20 protein-coding genes are annotated in these 21,179 nt (G+C 65.4%); 10 read left to right on the forward strand and 10 right to left on the reverse strand.

The genetic code is table 11. The features are described from left to right. Position 1: 1 nt before the first annotated feature. From hflK to rpiA, 3 genes are all read right to left on the reverse strand, one after another. Positions 2 to 1,243, reverse strand: coding sequence for an FtsH protease activity modulator HflK (gene hflK / locus FHG66_RS15335; protein ID WP_139077941.1), 1,242 nt, complete (start codon positions 1,241 to 1,243; stop codon positions 2 to 4). A 131-nt stretch (positions 1,244 to 1,374) separates the two neighbouring features. Then, positions 1,375 to 2,790 (reverse strand): glutathione-disulfide reductase, encoded by a 1,416-nt coding sequence (gene gorA, locus FHG66_RS15340; RefSeq protein ID WP_139077942.1) that lies wholly within the window; start codon positions 2,788 to 2,790, stop codon positions 1,375 to 1,377. 1 nt (position 2,791) lies between these two features. Beyond that, entirely contained in the window at positions 2,792 to 3,568 is a 777-nt protein-coding gene (gene rpiA, locus FHG66_RS15345) for a ribose-5-phosphate isomerase RpiA (protein WP_139077943.1), read from the reverse strand. 399 nt (positions 3,569 to 3,967) lie between these two features. On the opposite strand from rpiA, the gene FHG66_RS15350 reads away from it, so the two are divergent. Continuing rightward, the gene (locus tag FHG66_RS15350) at positions 3,968 to 5,341 is read left to right on the forward strand and encodes an L-serine ammonia-lyase (RefSeq protein ID WP_139077944.1); all 1,374 of its coding nucleotides are present in this window, start codon (positions 3,968 to 3,970) and stop codon (positions 5,339 to 5,341) included. Here the strand turns inward: FHG66_RS15350 and FHG66_RS15355 are convergent. Both FHG66_RS15355 and FHG66_RS15360 read right to left on the reverse strand, forming a co-directional pair. Then, on the reverse strand, positions 5,338 to 6,228 hold the full coding sequence (locus FHG66_RS15355; RefSeq protein WP_246082632.1) for an alpha/beta fold hydrolase: 891 nt from the start codon (positions 6,226 to 6,228) through the stop codon (positions 5,338 to 5,340). The genes FHG66_RS15350 and FHG66_RS15355 overlap by 4 nt on opposite strands. A gap of 73 nt (positions 6,229 to 6,301) precedes the next feature. Beyond that, on the reverse strand, positions 6,302 to 6,592 hold the full coding sequence (locus tag FHG66_RS15360) for an SCP2 sterol-binding domain-containing protein (protein ID WP_139077945.1): 291 nt from the start codon (positions 6,590 to 6,592) through the stop codon (positions 6,302 to 6,304). A gap of 68 nt (positions 6,593 to 6,660) precedes the next feature. Here FHG66_RS15360 and FHG66_RS15365 point away from each other — a divergent pair, with 68 nt between their 5' ends. The 8 genes from FHG66_RS15365 (at position 6,661) to FHG66_RS15400 (ending at position 16,510) form a co-directional block, all read left to right on the forward strand. Beyond that, the gene (locus FHG66_RS15365; protein WP_139077946.1) at positions 6,661 to 7,233 is read left to right on the forward strand and encodes a tetratricopeptide repeat protein; all 573 of its coding nucleotides are present in this window, start codon (positions 6,661 to 6,663) and stop codon (positions 7,231 to 7,233) included. Positions 7,234 to 7,260: 27 nt separating this feature from the next. Then, positions 7,261 to 10,446: a helicase-related protein gene (locus FHG66_RS15370; RefSeq protein ID WP_139077947.1), complete on the forward strand. Its 3,186-nt coding sequence runs from the start codon at positions 7,261 to 7,263 to the stop codon at positions 10,444 to 10,446. Further along, a complete protein-coding gene (locus FHG66_RS15375; RefSeq protein WP_139077948.1) occupies positions 10,443 to 10,751 on the forward strand; it encodes an RNA-binding S4 domain-containing protein in 309 nt (102 codons plus the stop codon). Before FHG66_RS15370 ends, FHG66_RS15375 begins: the two co-directional genes overlap by 4 nt. A gap of 49 nt (positions 10,752 to 10,800) precedes the next feature. Then, positions 10,801 to 11,136 (forward strand): ferredoxin FdxA, encoded by a 336-nt coding sequence (gene fdxA, locus FHG66_RS15380; RefSeq protein ID WP_139077949.1) that lies wholly within the window; start codon positions 10,801 to 10,803, stop codon positions 11,134 to 11,136. 214 nt (positions 11,137 to 11,350) lie between these two features. Then, positions 11,351 to 11,860, forward strand: coding sequence for a CarD family transcriptional regulator (locus tag FHG66_RS15385; RefSeq protein ID WP_139077950.1), 510 nt, complete (start codon positions 11,351 to 11,353; stop codon positions 11,858 to 11,860). 122 nt (positions 11,861 to 11,982) lie between these two features. Continuing rightward, positions 11,983 to 13,032, forward strand: coding sequence for a ligase-associated DNA damage response exonuclease (locus tag FHG66_RS15390; protein WP_139077951.1), 1,050 nt, complete (start codon positions 11,983 to 11,985; stop codon positions 13,030 to 13,032). Then, on the forward strand, positions 13,029 to 14,618 hold the full coding sequence (locus FHG66_RS15395) for an ATP-dependent DNA ligase (protein WP_139077952.1): 1,590 nt from the start codon (positions 13,029 to 13,031) through the stop codon (positions 14,616 to 14,618). The genes FHG66_RS15390 and FHG66_RS15395 overlap by 4 nt, the downstream gene beginning before the upstream one ends. A gap of 71 nt (positions 14,619 to 14,689) precedes the next feature. Continuing rightward, entirely contained in the window at positions 14,690 to 16,510 is a 1,821-nt protein-coding gene (locus FHG66_RS15400; protein ID WP_139077953.1) for a M3 family oligoendopeptidase, read from the forward strand. Positions 16,511 to 16,516: 6 nt separating this feature from the next. Here the strand turns inward: FHG66_RS15400 and FHG66_RS15405 are convergent, their stop codons facing one another. The 5 genes from FHG66_RS15405 to FHG66_RS15425 form a co-directional block, all read right to left on the reverse strand. Then, positions 16,517 to 16,840: a DUF4389 domain-containing protein gene (locus FHG66_RS15405; protein WP_139077954.1), complete on the reverse strand. Its 324-nt coding sequence runs from the start codon at positions 16,838 to 16,840 to the stop codon at positions 16,517 to 16,519. A gap of 88 nt (positions 16,841 to 16,928) precedes the next feature. Beyond that, positions 16,929 to 17,627 (reverse strand): NAD(P)-dependent oxidoreductase, encoded by a 699-nt coding sequence (locus FHG66_RS15410; protein WP_139077955.1) that lies wholly within the window; start codon positions 17,625 to 17,627, stop codon positions 16,929 to 16,931. Positions 17,628 to 17,688: 61 nt separating this feature from the next. Further along, positions 17,689 to 18,669: a Gfo/Idh/MocA family protein gene (locus tag FHG66_RS15415; protein WP_139077956.1), complete on the reverse strand. Its 981-nt coding sequence runs from the start codon at positions 18,667 to 18,669 to the stop codon at positions 17,689 to 17,691. 63 nt (positions 18,670 to 18,732) lie between these two features. After that, on the reverse strand, positions 18,733 to 19,629 hold the full coding sequence (rpoH, locus tag FHG66_RS15420; RefSeq protein WP_139077957.1) for an RNA polymerase sigma factor RpoH: 897 nt from the start codon (positions 19,627 to 19,629) through the stop codon (positions 18,733 to 18,735). Positions 19,630 to 19,775: 146 nt separating this feature from the next. Further along, positions 19,776 to 20,795 (reverse strand): RluA family pseudouridine synthase, encoded by a 1,020-nt coding sequence (locus FHG66_RS15425; RefSeq protein WP_139077958.1) that lies wholly within the window; start codon positions 20,793 to 20,795, stop codon positions 19,776 to 19,778. On the opposite strand from FHG66_RS15425, the gene FHG66_RS15430 reads away from it, so the two are divergent. After that, positions 20,794 to 21,093, forward strand: coding sequence for a DUF6476 family protein (locus FHG66_RS15430; protein WP_176556274.1), 300 nt, complete (start codon positions 20,794 to 20,796; stop codon positions 21,091 to 21,093). The two genes, FHG66_RS15425 and FHG66_RS15430, sit on opposite strands and share 2 nt — an antisense overlap. Positions 21,094 to 21,179 lie beyond the last annotated feature (86 nt).

Genomic DNA, 21,179 nt, shown 5'->3' on the forward strand with positions numbered 1-21,179 from the left:
GTCAGTTCCCCGTAACAGCGGTGGCGGCATTGGCAGCGGGCGCAACCGAGGTGGTTGCCGGCGGCGGAGCGTTCGTGGCGGCCTGTGCCTGACCTGCCGTGGCCCCCGGCCGCATCAACTGGTCCAAGGGGAGGAAGGGCACGACGCCCTGGCCTCCCTCACCTCCCGCGATGGCGGGATCCAGGATAATCTTGTTCACGTCGCCCAGCACGTCCTGCATCGTCTCGATGTAGATACGCTCGCGGGTGACGTCCTCCGCGTTGCGGTATTCCTCCAGGACGGCGGAGAAGCGAGAAGCCTGGCCCAGCGCATTGTTGACGGTCTGGGCACGATATGCCTCGGCCTGCTCGACGATCTGGGCTGCCTGTCCACGCGCCTCGGCCAGGGCACGGTTGGCATAGGCGTCGGCCTGACGCTGCAACGTATCACGCTCCTGCTCGGCCGCCTGCACGTCGCGGTAGGCGTCGATCACCTCGGTCGGCGGTGCGGCACGCTCGAGGTTGACGCGAACGACGTTGATCCCGCTGTTGTACGAATCGAGCGTGGCCTGGATCTCCTCCATGGCATTGCGCGCGATTTCGGCACGATCCCTGTTGAGGATGGGAGCCAGGGTGGAGGCCGCGATGATCTCGCGCATCACGGACTCGGATACCGCACGCACCGTAGCCTCGGGATCGGAGATGCTGAACAGGAGCTTGGCCGGATCGCTCACGTTCCAGACCACCTGAAAGCCGATGTCGACGATGTTGGCGTCGGTGGTGAGCATGAGGCCGTCGCCAGCTTGGGAGGCGCTGCCGTTGGTCGCGGATGCGCCGATCGGTTCCGTACGCTCGGTCGTGGTCGAGACCACCTCATAGCTCACGAAGGGCCACGGCGCGAAGTTGAGACCGGGGCTGCCGGTCTCGGCATAGCGACCAAGGAACAGTTCGACCGACTGTTCCTGCGGCTGGACCGTGTAGAAGGACATGAAACCCCAAAGTGCGACAAGAGCAGCGCCCCCCAAAAGGAGCGTGCCGCGAGTCAGACGTGGGCCTTCGCTCCGGCCCGGAGGCGGCGCGCCGTTGCGGCCACCCATGAGGACGCGGAGCTGCTCTCGCCCGCGATTCACGAGCTGATCGATTTCGGGGATTTGAGCGCCCCCATTTGGCCGGCGAGGGGGCCGTCTGTCCTCGGGACGCTGGTCGTCGTCTCCCCCGCCGTTGCCGCCACCTCGGTTGCCGCCCCACGGGCCTCCGTTCGCCATCGTCCGATATCCCCTCGAATTGCTCGTGTCCTAGCTGGTCATGCAGAGGCGAAAAGACAAGCCCGATGACCGGGCACCATCCCGAGAGGGGCGGTGCCGGCGCTTGCCGCTGTATCCGTTCCCCGGGCGCGTCATCCCCTACGAACGGAGGTGCGCAGTGTCACGATCTCTTCGGCCATGGTGGGATGGACGGCGACGGTGCGGTCGAAGTCCTCCTTGGTGGCCCCCATCCTGATCGCGACGGCGGCGAGCTGGATCATCTCGCCCGCTTCAGGCGCGACGATGTGGCACCCCAGGATCCGCCGCGTGGCCTGGCTGACGATCAGCTTCATCAGAACCCTGTCGGGCCGTCCGGCAAAGGCGGTGCGCATGGGCCGGAACGAGGTCGCATACACCTCGATGGGCTCCTGGCTGCGCGCTTGTTCCTCGGTCAGGCCGACTGCGCCGTATTCGGGCTGGGTGAAGATCGCGGACGGGATCATCTGGTGATCGATAGGGGTCGGCGTCCCCTCGAAGACCGTGCGGGCAAAGGCCATGGCATCCCGGATCGCAACGGGCGTCAGCGCGGGCCGGCCTGTCACGTCGCCGATCGCGTAGATCGACGGCACCTTGGTCTGGGAATATTCGTCGACCGGTACGTGTCCGCCGCGGCCCAGTTCGATCCCCAGCTGCTCAAGGCCCAGGCCCGCGGTGTTGGGCTCCCGGCCCGTCGCGAACAACACGGCGTCGAAGACTTTCTCCCCGCCCATCGTGGTCTTGACCTTGACCGGCCCGCCCGCGCCGACGTTGGCGGCTTGCACCATGGGCTCGCCTGCTGGCAGGTCGAAGTCGGTCTCAGGCGGACCCATCAGCTTGATGTCGGTGCCGGTATGGAGGTCGATGCCTTTCTCGCGGATCGACTCGGCCACGAGGCCCCGCGCCTCGTCGTCGAAGCCGCGCAGGATCTGGGCGCCCCGGTAGATCTGCGTGACCTCGACCCCGAGCCCGTTCAGGATGCAGGCCATCTCGCAGGCGATGTAGCCGCCGCCAACGATCAGAATGGACCGGGGCAGATCCTCCATCAGGAACACGTCGTCCGAGACCATGCCTATCTCGGCACAGGGGATTTCGGGGCGGATGGGGCGTCCGCCCGTGGCGATCAACAGATGCGCTGCGCTGACCGTCTCGCCCGATGACAGCCGGACCCTGTGCGGATCCTCTACCGTGGCATGCGCGTCGTGGATGGCCACACCGGCCCCGTCGAGAAGCTTGCGGTAGATGCCCTCGAGCCGGTCCAGTTCGGAATGAAGATGGGTTCGGAACGACGGCCAGTCGAAGGTCCCTTCGCCAAAGGTCCAGCCATAGCGGGCCGCCACCTCGTGCGTGTCCGAGAATTGCGAGGCGAAAACCATGAGCTTCTTGGGCACGCAGCCCCGAATGACGCAGGTGCCGCCCATGCGGCTCTGCTCGGCCAGGCCCACGCGCGCGCCGGTCGCGGCGGCCATGCGCGCAGCCCGGACCCCGCCGGAACCACCGCCGATGACGAACAGGTCGTAGTCGAATGCCATGTCAGTCCACGACCTCTGTGAAGATGTTGTCCGTCCCCGCGAAGGGAACGCCGTCCGCTTGCGACATGTCCACCACCTCGGCTCCGCCATCAGGGCGGCCTACGACCAGAGTGTCGGCTATGCCGAGAAACAGGCCGTTCTCAACGACGCCGGGGATCTGGTTGAGGCCAAGGGAAAGCTGGCGCGCATTCCCGATCCGCTCCAAACGTAGGTCCAGGATGTGATTGCCTTCGTCCGTGACGAAAGGGCGTCCGTCCCGCAGGCGAAGCTCGACTTGGCGGGCGCCGACATCGGCCCCAGCAAGCAGGTCCTCGACAAGTCGGCGCGTGGCGCCGAGCCCAAAGGGGATGACCTCCACGGGCAAGGGAAAGGCGCCGAGCGTGCCCACGCGCTTGCCAGCATCCGCGATGATGACCACCCTCTCCGAGGCCGTGGCCACGATCTTTTCGCGCAAGAGCGCGCCGCCGCCGCCCTTGATGAGGTCAAGCCGGCCGTCCACCTCGTCCGCGCCATCGATGGTGATGTCGAGCCAGCCGACCTCCTCCAACGTCGTGACCTCGATGCCCTCGGCCTGGGCCAGATCGGCAGTGCGGGCCGAAGTCGGCACCCCGCGGATGCGGAGGCCTTCGCTCCGCAACCGCTCGCCCAACCGCTGGACGAGGAAGGCCGCCGTGGAGCCGGTGCCCAGGCCCACGCGCATTCCCGGCTCCACGAACTCGGCGGCCCGGAGCGCGCTCGCGCGCTTGGCGATGTCGGAAGGGGACAGGGCATCGGTCATGCAAGGGTCTTTCCAAGAGGTCATCGCCAAAGGTATAGGCCGTGACGTCTGCAGGAGCGAGTCCTGGGCCGTTCAGGGCCAGCAAACGTCGGTTTCGCTCGCGCAGGGCAGCTGGGAAGATGCAGGTTGGGACGACGATGTCGCACCAGCCATTCAGGTCGCCCATGTCTGCACTTCCCACACGCGCCCAGCGATCCTGGCAAAGCGGCCTCCGGTCCATTGGCGTTCTGCGGAATCGTTCCTCCGCGGTCTCGCTGCACGTCCGCGCCCTGCCCGTGCGAGGGAGAGTTGATGCCCTTGCGGCGCCGGCTGTGGGAGGACTAGGCATGAGCCCGGATGTCAGGTGCGTACATCCGCCCTTTTTCAAAGGAGCCTCGCTGAAAGGCGAGGGCAGATCACATGTTCCTTTCCGTGTTCGATATGTTCAAGCTCGGGATCGGCCCATCGTCCTCGCACACGATGGGGCCGATGGTGGCGGGGGCACGATTTCTTGACCTCCTGCGCCGCCAGCCGTTCCAGGTGGCTGGCCTACGGGCGTCGCTGCACGGGTCTCTGGCCTTTACGGGCGTGGGACATGCCACAGATCGGGCGACCATTCTCGGGCTCGCCGGCTTTACGCCGTCCGACTACGACGCCGAGAAGGCCGAGGCCGCCCTGGAACGGATCCGGTCCGAACGTCTGGTGACACCGGAGGGACTTCCTCCCTTGCGTTTTGATCCGGCGCGCGACCTCGTCTTCGACTATGGACCCCCACTGCCAGGCCATGCGAATGGCCTGATCCTGCGCGGCACCGACCCGCAGGGCGATGTCATCGTGGAGGAGACCTACTATTCCGTGGGCGGAGGCTTTGTCCTGACGGCCGCAGAACTGGCGCAAGGCAAGGCTACGGACGACGGACCGCCGGTGCCCTATCCCTTCGACACGGCTGCAGCGATGCTGCGGATGGCGCATGAATCAGGGCTCTCCATCGCGCAGATGAAACGCGCCAACGAGCTTTCGCGTATCGAAGCAAGCCATCTCGATGCCGGGCTGCGGCGCATTTGGGATGTGATGGTCGCCTGCATCGACAGAGGCCTTGCCGCCGATGGCATTCTGCCGGGCGGCCTCAAGGTCAAACGCCGCGCCGCAGGGATCCACCGGTCGCTGCTGGCGGAACGCGGGTTCAATCTCTCCGCGCCGCATACCATCAACGACTGGATGTCCGCCTATGCCATGGCGGTGAACGAGGAGAACGCCGCCGGGGGTCAGGTCGTCACCGCCCCTACCAACGGCGCTGCGGGGGTGGTCCCGGCGACGATCCGTTACTGGCTCGACCATGTTCCGGGCGCCTCGGTCAGGCAGGTGCCCGAGTTCCTGCTGACCGCCGCCGCCGTCGGCGGGCTCATCAAGTACAACGCCTCCATCTCCGGAGCCGAGTGCGGCTGCCAAGCCGAAGTCGGCTCGGCCTCGGCCATGGCGGCGGCCGGCCTGTGCGCCGTCCTGGGCGGCACCCCCATGCAGGTCGAGAACGCCGCCGAAATCGCGCTGGAGCATCATCTGGGAATGACCTGCGATCCGGTCCGGGGCCTCGTTCAGGTGCCCTGCATCGAGAGGAACGGACTGGGCGCCATCAAGGCGGTGTCTGCGGCCAGCCTCAGCCTGCGCGGCGATGGAACCCACCTCGTTCCCTTGGACGCCGCCATCGAGACGATGCGTCAGACCGGGCGGGACATGCACGAGAAGTACAAGGAAACGTCGCTGGGCGGCCTCGCGGTGAACGTGCCCAACTGTTAGGGCACGGCTGACGGGTTGCCATGCTCATCGAAATGCGCCGTGATCTCCCTCAAGACTCGGGACTGGATGGCGGGCGTTTCCATCAGAAGTTCGTGGCGTGCGGTCGGGATCGTGAGCAGACGCGCCCTGGCCCAGGTCGCCACCCGCCGCCGGATCCGCGCCGGGTCCACGATGGCCTCCTCGGTCCCGAGAAGCACCAGCGCGGGCGTCGGAGGCAGACGCGCCGACATCAGGCGCCACATTTCGCGCAACGCCTCATTCAGCCAGTGCAAGGACGGGCCGCCCAGCGCAAGGTCAGGCTCGGCCGTGACCTGGGACCGCAACCATTCGAAGGTTTCCCGATCCGAAGTCAGGGTGTTGTCCGAGAAATCGCAGCGCGTGACATAGCAAAAGGGCTCCTGCCCCGGCGTAAGGAGATGTCCCAAGCCCAGTTGGCGGCCCATCTCCGAAACCGACCAGGCCACCGGCTTGAGGGCGCTGGCCATCTGGATCCCCCACATGGGGGCCGAGAAGACGGCGGCCCGGACCTCCAGTCCTTGTATCAGGGCGCGAAGTCCGATGGCGCCACCCATGGAGTGCGCGAGCATGAACCAAGGCTGGGGCAGGCTGAGGTCGCGCGCATGGGCGACCATCGCCGCCACATCAAGTTGGTAGTCGGTGAACTTGTCGACGTGGCCCAGGGCTCGGTCGCTGCGGACGCGGTCGGACAGGCCCTGCCCTCGCCAGTCGACCGTCACGACGGCATAGCCCAGGCGACCGAGCCCTGCCGACAGACGACCATACTTCTCGGCATATTCGGTGCGTCCGGTGAACAGGAGGACCGTCCCGCGGGTGGCCGAACGGTTCCAGTGCACGGCGCGCAGGCGCACGCCGTCGGTGGCGGTCACCCAATGGGCGGCCACCTCCCTCGGCCCGGACGCCAGGAAAGCATGAAAGGGGGCCGTTCCGTTCGACAGTTGGTCAAGCAAGGACGGAGGCGAGTTTCATCGCCGCGCCCATGTCCCCATCGAGCGCGAGTCTGCCGGTCATGAAGGCGCTGGTCGGATCGAGGTTGCCCTGAAGGATGTCGAGGAACGTCTCGGGCGACGCCGTCAGGGTCACCTCGGCCGGTCCCTCGCCTTTCCGGGCCTCGCCGCCGTCGACGAAGATGCTGCCCTCTCCCGTCAGCACGAACATCGCGGTACCCTCGAAGGAGCGCCCCGCCATGCGCCGATTCAATTCAGTGACCGCCTGATCCACAACAGCGCTCATGCCGATTCCTTTCCATGATGTGATGCCCGTCCTCTGGCATTCGCCGAAGGAAGAGCTACACCGGAGTTATGGGATCGAGCCCCCTCCTGATCAAATCTGTCGTCGCGGCACTCCTGGTCGCAGTCTGCTTTTCCAGCCCGGTCACTGCGCAGCAGACCGACGTGGAGCGAGAGGCCGACCTTCTGCGGCAACTCGCACAGGCCGAGTCGCCCGAGGATGCCGTGAAGGTGGACGCGGAGTTGAAGGCTCTCTGGTCCCGCAGCGGCTCGGCCGCGATCGACCTTCTGCTGAGGCGGGGGCGGGACGCCCTGGAGGCTGGCACTCCCGAGATCGCCGTGGAGCATTTCACAGCGGCCATCGACCACGCCCCCGACTTCGCCGAAGCCTATGTGGGCCGGGCGTCCGCGTATTACCTGACCAGTCGCGCTGGTCCTGCCATCGATGATCTGCGCCATGCATTGGTTCTCAATCCCAGTCATTGGGAAGCGCTGCAGGGCTTCGCCATCATCCTCGAAGAGGTGGACCGCCCCGAGGACGCCCTTGAAGTGTGGCGCCAGGTGCACGAGATGCATCCCCAGAACCCCGAGGCCGTAGCCGCGGTCGATCGCCTTGAGCGCGAGCTTCAGGGCCGTACCCTCTGACATTCCGCCCGGAAGGCGCGTGCCCCCATGACTCCCTCCCGTGTCACGGCCGTTCTGGGCCCGACCAATACAGGTAAGACCCATTACGCCATCGAGCGAATGCTGGCGCACAGGACCGGCATCATCGGCTTGCCGCTCCGCCTTCTCGCCCGCGAGGTCTACGACCGCGTCGTCAAGCTGCGCGGTCCGTCCGTCGTCGCGCTGGTGACGGGCGAGGAACGGATCGTTCCAGACCGCGCCGCCTATTGGGTCTGCACCGTCGAGGCGATGCCCGAAGGAATGGGTGCCGATTTCGTCGCTGTAGATGAGATCCAGCTTTGCGCCGATCCCGAGCGCGGCCACATCTTCACGGACCGCTTGCTCAACACGCGCGGACTGCACGAGACCCTGTTCCTGGGCTCGCTCACGATGCGCAACGCCATCGCGGCCCTCGTTCCCGGCGTGCAGTTCATGACGCGCGAGCGGTTCTCGACCCTCACCTACACCGGTCCCAAGAAGATCAGCCGGATGCCGGAGCGGGCGGCCATCGTCGGGTTCTCCGTCGAGAACGTTTATGCCATCGCCGAGTTCATCCGCCGCACGCGCGGCGGTGCGGCCGTGGTCATGGGCGCGCTGTCCCCCCGCACCCGCAACGCGCAGGTGGAGCTTTACCAGAACGGCGACGTGGACTTCCTGGTCGCCACGGACGCCATCGGCATGGGCCTGAACCTCGACATCACCCATGTCGCCTTTTCGGGCCTTCTCAAGTTCGATGGCCACCGCATGCGCGAACTGGCCCCCGACGAGCTCGCTCAGATCGCGGGACGCGCCGGTCGGCACACCCAGAACGGCACCTTCGGCGTCACCGGAGAGGCCCCTGACCTCGACCCCGAGGTCGTCGAGCAGATCGAGAACCACCAGTTCCGCCCGGTGACGCGGCTGATGTGGCGCAACTCGCGCCTGCAGTTCGGCTCGGTCAAGCGGCTGATCCAGACGCTCGAGGAGCGGACCGACAATCCCTGGCTGGGCCGGGTGCGGGAGTCCGACGACCTGGGCGCTCTGCGTGCCCTCTTCGCCGATGCCGAGGTCATGGCACGGGCGAACGATGGCCCTGGCGTGAGGCTCCTGTGGGATGTCTGCCGCATCCCCGACTTCCGCGGCATCTCCAAGGGCGAGCACGCCCAGTTGCTAGGCCAGATCTTCAACTTCCTGCACGAGAAAGGCCGCGTCCCCTCCGAATGGCTGGGCGAGGCCGTGCGACGGATCGACCGCACCGATGGCGACATCGACACCTTGTCGAAACGTCTGGCTTATATCCGCACTTGGACCTATGTGGCCCAACGCAAGAGTTGGGTCGATGACGAGGGTTATTGGCGCGAGGAGACCCGTCGGGTAGAAGATCGCCTGTCGGACGCGCTGCACCAGGCTCTGACGGAACGTTTCGTGGACCGGCGGACGAGCACCCTCGCCCGGCGGCTCAGACAAAGGGAGGTCCTCGTGGCCGAAGTCGATGACAAGGGCGCCGTGACGGTCGAAGGACATTCCGTCGGGCGGCTCGAAGGGTTCCGCTTCCGGGCGGAGCGGGCCGACAATCCGGACGAGGCGAGGACCCTGCGCCAAGCCGCGGCCCAGGCCCTGGCGCCGCAGTTCCACCTCCGGGCGGACCGCTTCTACAACGCTCCGGACACGGAGATCGACTTCACCGAGCAAGGCGGCCTCATGTGGGGCGAGCATGCGGTAGGGCGCTTGGCCAAAGGCACCGACCCTCTCCGCCCCGAGGTCGTGGCCTTCGTGGACGAGGAAGCCGGTCCCGAGGTGATGCAAAAGGTGCAGCGCCGCCTCCAGCACTTCATGGATCGTCGGATCGCCGCTGCCATGGAGCCCCTGCTGAACCTCCAGCGGGACGAGACGCTGACCGGCCTCGCCAAGGGCTTTGCATACCGTCTGGTCGAGAACCTGGGGATCATCCCGCGCGGTGACATCGCCGAGGAGGTCAAGCAACTCGACCCCGAGGCTCGAACCGCACTCCGCAAGCACGGCGTCCGCCTGGGCCAGTTCACGATCTTCCTCCCCGCGCTGCTCAAGCCCGCACCGACCCGGCTGCGGCTCGTGCTGTGGTCGCTGTCCAGGGGTTTGGACGAGTTCCCCTCCGCCCCGCCCCCGGGCCATGTGACGGTCCCCGCACAGGAGGGGGCTCCCCAGGGCTTCTGGGCGATGGCCGGCTATCGCGCTGCTGGAGAGCGTGCCGTTCGGATCGACATGCTCGAAAGGCTGGCCGACATGCTGCGCGACAAGGATTCCCGTAAAGGCTTCGAAGCCGCCCCCGAGATGCTGTCCATCACCGGACTGTCGCTCGATGCGTTTGCCAAGCTGATGGAAGGCCTGGGGTACCGGGCCGAGAAGGCCGAGAGGCCCAAGCTGCGCGCGCCCAAGGCAGCCGCTCCCGCGACACCCAGCGAAACGCCCGATGCTCCGCCGGTGGAAGAACCGCCGACTACCCCGGACGAGACGCCGGCTCCAGCCGAGGATCCCTCGCCTACGCCCGACATCCAGCCCGGTGAGCCCGCCGAGGTTCCCCAGCCCGACCTGCCCGACCCCGCCGAGACGCCGCCAGCCACGCCGAGCGAAGTTCCGGTAGAGGAGCCGGCCGAAGCGCCGGATCTTCCGCCTACGGAACTGCCAGGGGACACTCCGTCGGATGTTCCGGACATCACGCCCACAGAGATGCCGGGCGACATGCCTATGGAAATGCCCATGGAATCTCCCATAGAGATGCCGGGTAGTCCTTATGCCGCGGCCCAGCCCGTCGAGATGGAGTCCTTCTTCACCTTTACTTGGGCCGGCCGCGCCCAGCGCCGCGGGCAGCAGGAGCGTGGAGCCCGCCCCGAGGGTCGGAACCCACGGCGTGAGCAGCAGCCCCGCGGCGAGCGTCCACAAGGCGATCGGCGCCCGCGTGCGGCCAACGCCGCAGAGCCCGCCCAGCCCACCCCGACCGAGCCTGTCAACCGGGAGGCCCGGCCCGAGCGCGAGGTCCGTTCGGATCGGCCGCGATTCGATAAGGGCAAGCCGCGTGGCGACCGGCCTGATCGGGGCCCCCGGTCTGACCGCCCGGACCGTGGTAGCCGTGCCCAGAACTTCGAATCCCATCCGCCTCGGGAGGAGAACAAGAGTCGGGCAAGGATCGACCCTGACAATCCCTTTGCCGCTGCGCTCGCGGGGTTCAAGCCCAAGTGAGCGAACCGTCGGAAGGTCTTCGCCCGACCATCCGTCTCGACAAGTGGCTCTGGCATGCGCGCTTTCTCAAGTCGCGCAGCCTCGCATCGGACTTGGTGGCCGAAGGGCGGCTACGGGTAAACGGACAGCACACGGAGAAGCCCGCCCGCGCTGTCGGACCCGGTGACGTGCTCACGTTTACCCTGCACGGCGAGGTGCGGGTCGTTCGCATCCTCGGGCTCGGGGCGCGGCGTGGTCCTGCGCCCGAGGCCCGGGAACTCTACGAGGATCTGGCGCCGGCTTCGCCGCCCCCTCCGCTTGAATGATCCGGGGCCGCAGGTTAGGTCACGCGACGACCAGGAGACCTCAAGCCCTATGACCTACATCGTCACCGAGAACTGCATCGCCTGCAAATACACGGATTGCGTGGAGGTGTGCCCTGTCGATTGCTTCTACGAGGGCGAGAACTTCCTGGTGATTCATCCGGACGAATGCATCGACTGCGGCGTCTGCGAGCCCGAGTGCCCGGCCGACGCGATTCGCCCCGATACGGAACCGGACATGGCCAAGTGGGTGGAGTTCAACCGGAAGTACGCCGAGCGGTGGCCTGTGATCACTCTGAAGAAAGATCCGCTGCCCACGGCCGAAGAGATGGACGGCAAGCCTGGCAAGATGGAGCTGTTCAGCGAAGCACCCGGCGAGGGCTCCTGAGCACACCTGCTTCAGGGATGGCTGCACCTAGGCCGGACGCCGCGCGGCACCCTTTCAGGTGTCGCGAAATTGTGCTATGGTCTGGGCTAAATGGCAAACCCATCCCCTTGACCCGGTAGTCACGAAGGCCCACCTGACGGGAACGCGTTTTCCGTCGGGTTTTCGTATTGCTGCCAGCCGTCCCGCCTTGGCGCCCTGAATCGGAAGGACCCCCATGACCAAGACCAAAAAGAACGAGTTCCGCCCGGACGATTTCGTTGTCTACCCCGCCCATGGAGTAGGCAAGATCGTTTCCATTGAAGAGCAGGAAGTCGCGGGTTTCAAGCTGGAGTTGTTCGTCATCTCCTTCGAGAAGGACAAGATGACGCTGCGCGTGCCTACGAACAAGGCAACCGAAGCGGGACTTCGCGCCTTGGCTTCGGCCGACACGGTCGCTCATGCCATGAAGACCCTCAAGGGCAAGGCCAAGGTCAAGAAGGCCATGTGGTCGCGCCGGGCCCAGGAATATGAGCAGAAGATCAATTCAGGCGATCTGATCGCCATTGCCGAGGTGGTCCGCGACCTTCATCGGGCCGACGACCAGCGAGAGCAGTCCTATTCCGAACGCCAGCTCTATGAGGCCGCCCTTGAGCGCCTGACCCGCGAATACGCCGCCGTGTCGGGCCGGGACGAACGCGTTGCGGGCAAGGAGATCGAGGACGTGCTCGTCGGCCGTGCTGCGTGATCTGACGATCGGTTCCTGACAGGAGGGCCGCGTCCGATCGGGCGCGGCTCTTGTGTTTCCAAGACAGGCTGCGAGACTCGGGCTGCCCTACAAAAGACGGTGCATCGTCCTACCGTTCAGGCATGAGCGTACTGACCTTTACCGATCGAGGCATCTACTGCCCCGCTGGCGACTTCTACGTCGATCCATGGCGACCGGTGCCCCGCGCGCTCATCACCCATGGCCATTCCGATCACGCTCGCAACGGGATGGGTCATTATCTGTCCACCGATTTGGCGGCCCCGGTGATGCGCCACCGCTTGGGCGACATCGACCTTGAGGTCGTGGCCTATGCGGAAACACGGCAGATCGGTGGAGCCCGCGTGTCGTTCCATCCGGCGGGGCACGTTCCGGGCTCGGCCCAGATCCGGATCGAGGTGGGTGGCGAAGTCTGGGTCGTGTCAGGCGACTACAAGGTGGTGGATGACGGCCTGTCCACCCCGTGGGAACCGGTCCGCTGCCATGCCTTCATCAGCGAGTGCACGTTTGGTCTTCCGGTCTTCCGGTGGACACCGCAGGACGAACTGCGGGAACAGATCAATAGCTGGTGGGCCGGGAACGCCGCAGACGGTCGATTCAGCCTTCTTGGTGCTTACTCGTTGGGGAAGGCACAACGCGTGATGCACCTACTGGACCCAGCAACCGGCCCGATCCTGACCCACGGGGCCGCGGAGGCCGTCACTCAGGTCCTGCGCGACCAAGGCCTGCCCCTGCCGCCCACGATCCGTGTCACGCCCGACCTCGACCTCAAGGCGCACGCGGGTGCAATGGTTGTCGCCACGCCCTCCGCTCTCCATTCCACGTGGGCTCGCAAGTTCGGTCCTGCGTCAACGGCCGTCGCGTCGGGCTGGATGGCCTTGCGGGGGATCCGACGGCGACGTGGCACCGACCGCGGCTTCGTCATGTCCGATCATGCCGACTGGCCCGGCCTCAATCAGGCGATCCGCGAAACCGGCGCGCAACGGATCTTCGTGACCCATGGCTACACCGCCGCGTTCCGCCGCTGGCTCGAGGAGCAGGGCTATGATGCGGGGATCGTGTCCACCGATTATGCGGGCGAGGAGGTGTTCTCCCAAGACGAGGCCCCAAAGGACATCATCGACGAGGACGCCTTGGACGAGGCGGGCGAATGAGGGACTTCGCCGCCCTTTATGCCCGGCTCGACCAGACCACCCGCACCAATGCCAAGGTCGCGGCCTTGGCCGACTATTTTCGGACGGCTCCGGATGCCGACAAGCTCTGGACCGTGGCGCTGTTCTCCGGGCGACGTCCGCGCCGGACGATCACCGCCACGGCGCTGCGTGACTGGGCCGCCGAGAAGGCCGGTTTGCCGCTCTGGCTGTTTGAGGAAAGCCACGGAATCGTCGGTGACCTGAGCGAGACCATCTCGCTGATCCTGCCGCCTCCGACCCAGGACAGCGACCAGCCGCTCAGCCACTGGATCGCGCGCCTGCGCGAACTGTCCGCCATGCCCGAGCCGGAGCGCAAGGCCGGCATCCTCGAGGCTTGGGACTCCCTACCCGGACCGGAGCGCTTTCTGTTCACCAAGCTTCTGACGGGAAGCTTTCGTGTGGGCGTCAGCCAGACCCTGATGACCAAGGCTCTGGCTCAGGCCACGGAGCAGCCCGAGGCCGAGGTCGCCCACCGCCTGATGGGCAACTGGACCCCCGAAACGACGACCTGGGAGGGACTGCTCCACTCCGGCGAGGCGCGTGACGACACCGCCCGCCCCTACCCCTTCTATCTTGCGTATCAGCTTGAGGACCCGGCGGACCTAGGCGACGCGAAGGACTGGTTTGCGGAACGCAAATGGGATGGCATCCGCGGCCAGCTCATCCTGCGCGAAGGCAAGCACCACCTTTGGAGCCGGGGCGAGGACCTGATTACCGACCGATTTCCGGAACTGGCCCGTGCCATCGACTGGCTGCCGTTTGGCACCGTGCTGGACGGAGAGATCTTGGCCTGGGACGGCGAGCGGCCGATGACCTTCAACGCGCTCCAGCCCCGGATCGGGCGCAAGACCGTGCCCAAGTCGCTGCTGGCCACCGCGCCGGTGGTCCTGATGGCCTACGACATTCTGGAGCAGGACGGGCATGACATCCGCCTCGCGCCCTTCGCCGAGCGGCGTCGGCGTCTTGAAGCGCTCCTCACCGATCTTCCTGTCGAGGCGCCTCTTCGCCTGTCGCCCCCCGTGCGCTTCGACACGGTCGATGACTTGCGGGACGAGCGGCTGCGGGCTCGCGAGGAGGGCGCCGAGGGGCTGATGCTCAAGCGCTTGGCCTCGCCCTATGGGAACGGCCGCAAGAAGGGCGACTGGTGGAAGTGGAAGGTGGACCCGCTGATCATCGACGCGGTGATGATCTATGCGCAATCTGGCAGCGGGCGCCGGGCGAACCTGTTCACCGACTTCACGTTTGCAGTGAAGAACGGCAATGAGCTCGTGCCCTTCACCAAGGCCTATTCCGGCCTGACCGATGCCGAGTTCCGCCAGATCACGGCCTGGGTGAACAAGCACACGGTGCAGAAGTTCGGCCCCGTCCGGCAGGTTGAACCCGCCCAGGTCTTCGAGATCGGCTTTGAAGGGATACAGGCAAGTCCCCGCCACAAGTCCGGCGTAGCGCTGCGCTTTCCCCGGATGCTCCGCTGGCGCAAGGACAAGCCGGTGAACGAGATCAATACGCTCGACGACCTCAAGGAACTTCTCGCCGCTCACGGCTGAGTGGGCGCGCACTTCCCACCCGGTGGAGGGGCGACTATCTAGCCCCTAGACCAGTCTGGAAGGGACATCCCATGCCTACCCCCGTTTACGACGCCGACAGCGGCACCCGCGCGGGCCATAACGAGTTGGGACGGCTTCCCGAATGGAACCTGACGGATCTCTACGAGTCACCTGACGCGCCCGAGATCAAGCGCGACATGGATTGGCTGGAGACGGCCTGCACGGATTTCGCACGGGACTACCAGGGCCAGCTAGCGACACTGGACGCCCATGGGCTGCTTGACGCCGTGCTCCGCTACGAGCGGATCGAGCAGATCGCGGGTCGGATCATGTCCTATGCGGGCCTGCGCTACTACCAGATCACCACGGACGGCGAGCGGGCCAAGTTCATGTCCGACTGCCAGGACCGCATCACCACCTATACCACTTCGCTGGTCTTCTGGGGGCTGGAGTTCAACCGCCTTGAGGATGACCACCTGAACAGCCTTCTGGGCCAGAGCCAGGATCTGCACCGCTACAAGCCAGTCTTCGATCGGATGCGGGCGATGAAGCCCTACCAGCTGTCGGACGAGCTGGAGAAGTTCCTCCACGATCAGTCCTCGGTCGGTGCCTCGGCCTGGAACAAGCTGTTTGACGAGACCATCGCCGGCCTCGAGTTCGAGGTGAATGGCGAGACTCTGAGCATCGAGGGGACGCTGAACCTCCTGACCGAACAGGACCGCAGCCAGCGTGAGGCGGCGTTCCACGGCCTCGCCACGGTCTTTGGCGCGAACACCCGGACCTTTGCTCGCATCCACAATACGCTTGCCAAGGAGAAGGAGATCGAGGACCGCTGGCGTGGGCTGCCCACGCCCCAGACCGGCCGGCACCTCGCCAATCATGTCGAGCCCGAAGTGGTGGAAGCGTTGCGCAACGCCGTGGTGGCCGCCTATCCCCGGCTGTCACACCGTTACTACCGGCTCAAAGCCAAGTGGCTCGGCCTCGATCGACTGGAGGTTTGGGATCGCAACGCACCCCTCCCCACCAAGGATGACCGTCTTGTCACCTGGGACGAGGCCGAACGCACGGTGACCGAAGCCTATGCCGCCTTCGACCCCCGCATGGCCGACCTCGCCGGACCATTTTTCGCCAAGGGCTGGATCGATGCGGCCGTGAAGCCCGGCAAGGCACCCGGCGCGTTCGCGCATCCCACGGTGACCGACGCGCACCCCTATGTGATGCTGAACTACCTTGGCAAGCCACGCGACGTCATGACCCTGGCGCATGAACTGGGCCATGGCGTTCACCAAGTCTTGGCGGCCGGTCAAGGCGAGCTGCTGTGCTCCACGCCGCTGACGCTGGCCGAGACCGCATCGGTTTTCGGGGAAATGCTGACCTTCCGCAAGCTTCTCGCAGAAGCCCCGGACCCCAAGGCCCGCAAGGCGCTCCTCGCTGGCAAGGTCGAGGACATGATCAACACGGTCGTGCGCCAGATCGCCTTTTACGACTTCGAATCCAAGCTTCACGAAGCCCGGCGGCATGGGGAGCTGACACCCGACGACATCAATGCCCTATGGATGTCGATCCAGGCGCAGTCTCTGGGCGACGCCTTCGACTTTGCGCCGGGCTACGAGACCTTCTGGGCCTATATCCCCCACTTCATCCATTCGCCCTTCTACGTCTACGCCTACGCCTTCGGCGATGGCCTCGTGAACGCGCTTTATGCAGTTTACGAGGAGGGGGATCCGACCTTCCGCGACAAGTACTTCGACATGCTGAAGGCCGGCGGCTCCAAGCACCACAAGGACCTGCTCGCCCCCTTTGGCCTCGACGCGAGCGATCCAAAGTTCTGGGACAAGGGCCTGTCGATGATCGAAGGCTTCATCGATGAACTGGAAGCGATGGAGGCCTGAACGATCCTAATCGAACGGCCGCCACGGCCAGGGTTTTTCCTCCGTGTCGGCCGTAACGTAGCGGGCGGCCCGGTCGCACCACCGGCCGAGCGATCGACCAAGTTCGGCGATCCGAGGGTTGGGCTGCCGGCGGCTCACCAGCAGCAAGACGAACTGCAGCACCATCAGCACGCTCAAGACCGTTTGCAGCAGGCTGAATAGGACCGCGATCAGGATCGTGTACAGCAGCTGATAGCCCAGCCCCTCGGACAAGGGCTGCTGGCCGGGCTCTCGGGCCCGGTTCTCGGGGCTTTCGACAGAGCGTGTGGAAGACAGATCCGCGTCGGACATGGCAGGCCTCCTATCCAGGACGATCCTGACATGACACGCTCCGAGGGCTGGTGCCTTGATCTGCCTCAAGCCCAGGGCGACCTTTCGTTCAGGCCAGCATTTCCAAGATCACCTTGGTCGAGGATTCCTCGAAGTCCGGCTCATCGCGGGCGATGGCGGGGGTCGCACCGACCCAGGTGCCATTTACCGCACAATCAAGCAGCAAAGCTGCCAGATCGCCGATCCGGGTCCTGATCAACTCGGAAGGAATGACATCCGGACCGATCCACGGGTCTGGGCTTGGCTCACCTTTCATGAGCCAGCCGGGCCGCACGGCCGTCCAGTCGAGCCCCGAAACCCGCAGGACGGCCTCCATACCCTTCATCTGATCGAGCACGCGAGTGAGCGATGGGATCACAGCCGTCCGAAAGAGCAACGGCCCCCGGTCCCGCGCCACGACGAAGCTCGCCGAGATCACCACGATGCGGCGCACCTGCTCGGCCTGCATGGCCTGAACGATCCGCGCCGTTCCATCGACATAAAGTGGTGGCGGATCGAGGAGAGACCGGGGGTCATTCGGTACCCCAAGGCACGAAATCACGGCATCGACGCCTCGGATCACAGGGCAAAGGTCGCTTTCAAGGACATTGGCCGGGACAGCCTCCACATCATCGGGGAGCGCCTCGGGAATCTGGAACTCCCTGTCGGACGCCCTCACATGATGCCCCTGAGCCACCGCCTGCCGGACGACCTCGCGTCCGGTCGCGCCCTCGGCGCCAAAGACCAGGATCCGTTTCGGCTCGCTCATCCGCTCACTCCTTTGAAGGGAGGGGAACGGCGGCCAGACGCCCCGGTTCCTGGGGCAATTCTCAGGCAGCCGCTTTCTCGGCCTCGAGCACCATATCGATCATGACCTGCGTGCCCCTGCTGAACTCCAGCGGGCAAGGGTAAGGTGCGCCCTGCCGAATGCTGCGCCCGAAGTTCTCGACCTGGAGCACATAGTGGTTCAGCCCTGCGAACCGCTCGACCTGCCTTAGGTTGCCGCCGGTCTCCAGGATGATCTGGGCCACGTCGTGCACATTCGCGTTGAACGGCGCGTAGGCGACACGGAGGACACCCTTAGTGCCGTGGAACAACACCTCCTGACGGTTGTGCAGGCGCATCGAAACCATCCCCGAATAGTCGAAGCCCGGAAACTCGGCCATGACTTGGACATAGACGTCCACGCCATTGTCGCGCTGCACGTTCGCAGAACGGATGCGGGCAGGCTCCTGCCCCGTCACGAAGCGCGCCGCTCCGAAGATGTAGACCCCAATGTCGCCCAGCGCCCCGCCCCCGGTCTCGGGCTTGTTGCGGATGTTTCCCATGTCGGTGAGGTTGAACGAAAACTCGGCCGACACATGCCGAAGCTCTCCGATTGCGCCCGACTGCACCAGTTGCCGCGCGCGGATCCACTGAGGATGATGGACGATCATGAAGGCTTCGGCCACCAGCAGCCCCGAACCGTCGCGGGCGGCGATCAGCCGGTCGAACTCGGACGCGTGCATGGTGATCGGCTTCTCGCAGAGCACATGCTTTCCAGCCTCAATGGCCCTGAGCGACCATTCGACATGGAGGTGATTGGGCAGCGGGATGTACACCGCATCCACGTCGGGGTCGCTTAAAAGGGCATCATAGCCGGAAAGCACCTTTAGTCCGGGCGCGAAGGCTTGAAACGGCTCGGCCTTTTCAGGGCTGGACGTCGCCAGGGCGTAGAAAGCCGCCCCCTCAGCCGCATGAATCGCGCGCGCCATATGTTCGCGCGCGAAGTTGGCGGCGCCCAGAACGCCCCAACGGACCGGTTTCTGCATGGATCGAGTCCCCCTTGGATCTGCGCCGCGACGCTAGCAGGCCGGGTCGCAGGCGCAATCCGGTCAGGCGGTTTCCAGCATGCCCCGTTCGCGCGCGAGGTCGGTCATACGCTTCTGCAGCTTCTCGAAGGCGCGAACCTCGATCTGTCGGATCCGCTCCCGCGATACGCCGTAGCGCTCGGACAGTTCCTCGAGCGTCACGACGTTGTCCTGCAGCCGCCTCTGGATCAGGATGTCCTTCTCGCGGTCGGTGAGCTGATCCATGGCCGCGCTCAGCAACTCGCGCCGCGCCTCGAGTTCGTCACGTTCCGCGAAAGCGCTGGCCTGATCGGCCTCCTCGTCCTCCAGCCAGTCCTGCCACTGGGCGGTGCTGTCCGAGTCCTGGCCGACCTGTGCGTTAAGGGATGCGTCGCCCCCCGACAGCCGTCGATTCATGGAGATAACCTCGTCCTCGGTCACACCGAGATCCTCTGCGATCTTCTTGACGTTCTCGGGCCGCAGATCCCCTTCCTCCAAGGCACCGATGCGGGCCTTGGCCTTTCGTAGATTGAAGAACAGCTTCTTCTGCGCCGACGTGGTGCCGAGTTTCACCAAGCTCCAGGAGCGGAGGATGTATTCCTGGATGGAGGCACGAATCCACCACATGGCATAGGTGGCCAGCCTGAAGCCCTTTTCGGGATCGAAGCGCTTGACCGCCTGCATCAGGCCCACATTCGCTTCCGAGATCACCTCGGCCTGCGGCAGACCATAACCGCGGTAGCCCATGGCGATCTTGGCTGCGAGCCGCAGGTGCGAGGTGACCAGTCTGTGCGCGGCCGACGCGTCCTCATGGTCCACCCAGCGCTTGGCCAGCATGTACTCTTCCTCTGGCTCCAGCATGGGAAACTTACGAATTTCCTGAAGATAACGGTTCAGACCCTGCTCAGGGGAGGGAGCCGGAAGGTTCGCGTAAGTCGCCATGAAAGCCTCCGTTCGGAAAAGTTCATTCCATTAACATCAGGAAAAGGATGACGCAAGGGAAAATTCCCTCAAGTTCATCATTTCCCTAGGAAATGACGAACGTTCTCTGTGCGGCAGGGAACACCAATCTGGCCGCTGACACAGGCTTAACCGTCCAAGGCGCGCACGAGTTCCGCCAAATCCGATGGCAGTGCTGATTCGAAGCGCAGCATCTCGTTGGTGACAGGATGCCGGAAACCCAGGGTTGCCGCATGCAGCGCCTGCCGTGGAAAGCGAGAGATCGCGTCGGCCCCAACCTCTCCCAGCGCTCGGACGGATGGCTTGCGCTGACCGCCATACACCGGATCGCCAGCAAGACCATGTCCAGCATAGGCCAAGTGAACGCGGATCTGGTGCGTCCGCCCTGTCTCGAGCCAGCAGTCCAGCAAGGCGGCTGCCGGGGTCTGGCCAAAGGCCCGGACCACTCGGGTACGGGTTACGGCGTGGCGTCCCCCCTCCCAAGTGACCGCTTGGCGCTGCCGGTCGGCACGATGCCGGTCGAGACGCGTGGCAATTTTGAGGATGCCCCCGGATTCCCAAGCTATCCCCCGGAGCCCGGCGAGCCGGGGGTCAGAGGCATCGGGCACGCCGTGGCACACAGCAAGGTAATGCCGCTCTACGTCATGCGCTTCGAACTGCGCCGCCAAGCCCTGATGCGCTCGATCGGACTTGGCCGCGACAAGCAGGCCTGAGGTGTCCTTGTCTATGCGATGGACGATCCCTGGACGGAGCATGCCGCCCACGCCGGACAGGGATGCGCCGCAATGATGGATCAGCGCGTTGACCAGGGTTCCAGACGGAGTGCCGGGCGCCGGATGGACGACCATGCCGGCCGGCTTGTCCACCACGATCAGGTCCGCGTCCTCCCAAACGATGTGGAGGGGGATGTTCTCAGGTCCGATATGGCTTTCCTCGGCAGGACCGAGCACGATCTCCACGAGGCTTCCGGCTGCGACGGCCGCGCTCGGGTCGGTTAGGACCGATCCGTCGATGCTGACGGCTCCATCGTTGATCAGCTTGGCTAGTCGAGAACGGCTGAGACTGTCGTCTGGCACGTCACGTGCCAAGGCCTTATCAAGGCGGCGCGGCGGATCGGCCGCGATCTGAAAGCTCACACGCTTGGACATGGACACGATCCCCGACCCTTCTGCCCCCCTGCCGCCCGGACTTCGGGCGCTCCAGCGTCTCGTCATGGCGCTGATGGTGGTCATGATCCTGGGCTTCCTAGTGCTGATCGGGGCGCTTGTCATGCGGCTCAACGCCACGAGCCCGCCGCTGCCCGACCAGCTTGACCTGCCCGAAGGCGTGACTGCCACGGCCTTCACCCAAGGCGACGGCTGGTTCGCAGTGGTGACCCAGGACGGTCGCATCCTGATCTATGACCGGCTCACCAGCCGACTGAAGCAGACGATAGAGCTGCAGTAGCCCTCTCCGAATGTTATCGAACCAACAGGCCGGATGCGGCCAAGACTGGCGCATGGTCCAGAACAGGACGCTCTTGTTCCAAGGGC

Source organism: Rubellimicrobium rubrum, assembly GCF_006152115.1.
GTDB lineage: Bacteria > Pseudomonadota > Alphaproteobacteria > Rhodobacterales > Rhodobacteraceae > Rubellimicrobium > Rubellimicrobium rubrum.

Excerpts from the sequence above, each read along its gene's own strand:
- hflK (WP_139077941.1), bottom strand. The coding sequence starts at position 1,243 with ATGGCGAACGGAGGCCCGTGGGGCGGCAACCGAGGTGGCGGCAACGGC.
- FHG66_RS15415 (WP_139077956.1), bottom strand. The coding sequence starts at position 18,669 with ATGCAGAAACCGGTCCGTTGGGGCGTTCTGGGCGCCGCCAACTTCGCG.
- FHG66_RS15430 (WP_176556274.1), top strand. The coding sequence starts at position 20,794 with ATGGACACGATCCCCGACCCTTCTGCCCCCCTGCCGCCCGGACTTCGG.
- FHG66_RS15425 (WP_139077958.1), bottom strand. The coding sequence starts at position 20,795 with ATGTCCAAGCGTGTGAGCTTTCAGATCGCGGCCGATCCGCCGCGCCGC.
- rpoH (WP_139077957.1), bottom strand. The coding sequence starts at position 19,629 with ATGGCGACTTACGCGAACCTTCCGGCTCCCTCCCCTGAGCAGGGTCTG.
- gorA (WP_139077942.1), bottom strand. The coding sequence starts at position 2,790 with ATGGCATTCGACTACGACCTGTTCGTCATCGGCGGTGGTTCCGGCGGG.
- FHG66_RS15405 (WP_139077954.1), bottom strand. The coding sequence starts at position 16,840 with ATGTCCGACGCGGATCTGTCTTCCACACGCTCTGTCGAAAGCCCCGAG.
- FHG66_RS15360 (WP_139077945.1), bottom strand. The coding sequence starts at position 6,592 with ATGAGCGCTGTTGTGGATCAGGCGGTCACTGAATTGAATCGGCGCATG.
- FHG66_RS15400 (WP_139077953.1), top strand. The coding sequence starts at position 14,690 with ATGCCTACCCCCGTTTACGACGCCGACAGCGGCACCCGCGCGGGCCAT.
- FHG66_RS15395 (WP_139077952.1), top strand. The coding sequence starts at position 13,029 with ATGAGGGACTTCGCCGCCCTTTATGCCCGGCTCGACCAGACCACCCGC.
- FHG66_RS15365 (WP_139077946.1), top strand. The coding sequence starts at position 6,661 with ATGGGATCGAGCCCCCTCCTGATCAAATCTGTCGTCGCGGCACTCCTG.
- fdxA (WP_139077949.1), top strand. The coding sequence starts at position 10,801 with ATGACCTACATCGTCACCGAGAACTGCATCGCCTGCAAATACACGGAT.
- rpiA (WP_139077943.1), bottom strand. The coding sequence starts at position 3,568 with ATGACCGATGCCCTGTCCCCTTCCGACATCGCCAAGCGCGCGAGCGCG.
- FHG66_RS15350 (WP_139077944.1), top strand. The coding sequence starts at position 3,968 with ATGTTCCTTTCCGTGTTCGATATGTTCAAGCTCGGGATCGGCCCATCG.
- FHG66_RS15385 (WP_139077950.1), top strand. The coding sequence starts at position 11,351 with ATGACCAAGACCAAAAAGAACGAGTTCCGCCCGGACGATTTCGTTGTC.
- FHG66_RS15410 (WP_139077955.1), bottom strand. The coding sequence starts at position 17,627 with ATGAGCGAGCCGAAACGGATCCTGGTCTTTGGCGCCGAGGGCGCGACC.
- FHG66_RS15370 (WP_139077947.1), top strand. The coding sequence starts at position 7,261 with ATGACTCCCTCCCGTGTCACGGCCGTTCTGGGCCCGACCAATACAGGT.
- FHG66_RS15390 (WP_139077951.1), top strand. The coding sequence starts at position 11,983 with ATGAGCGTACTGACCTTTACCGATCGAGGCATCTACTGCCCCGCTGGC.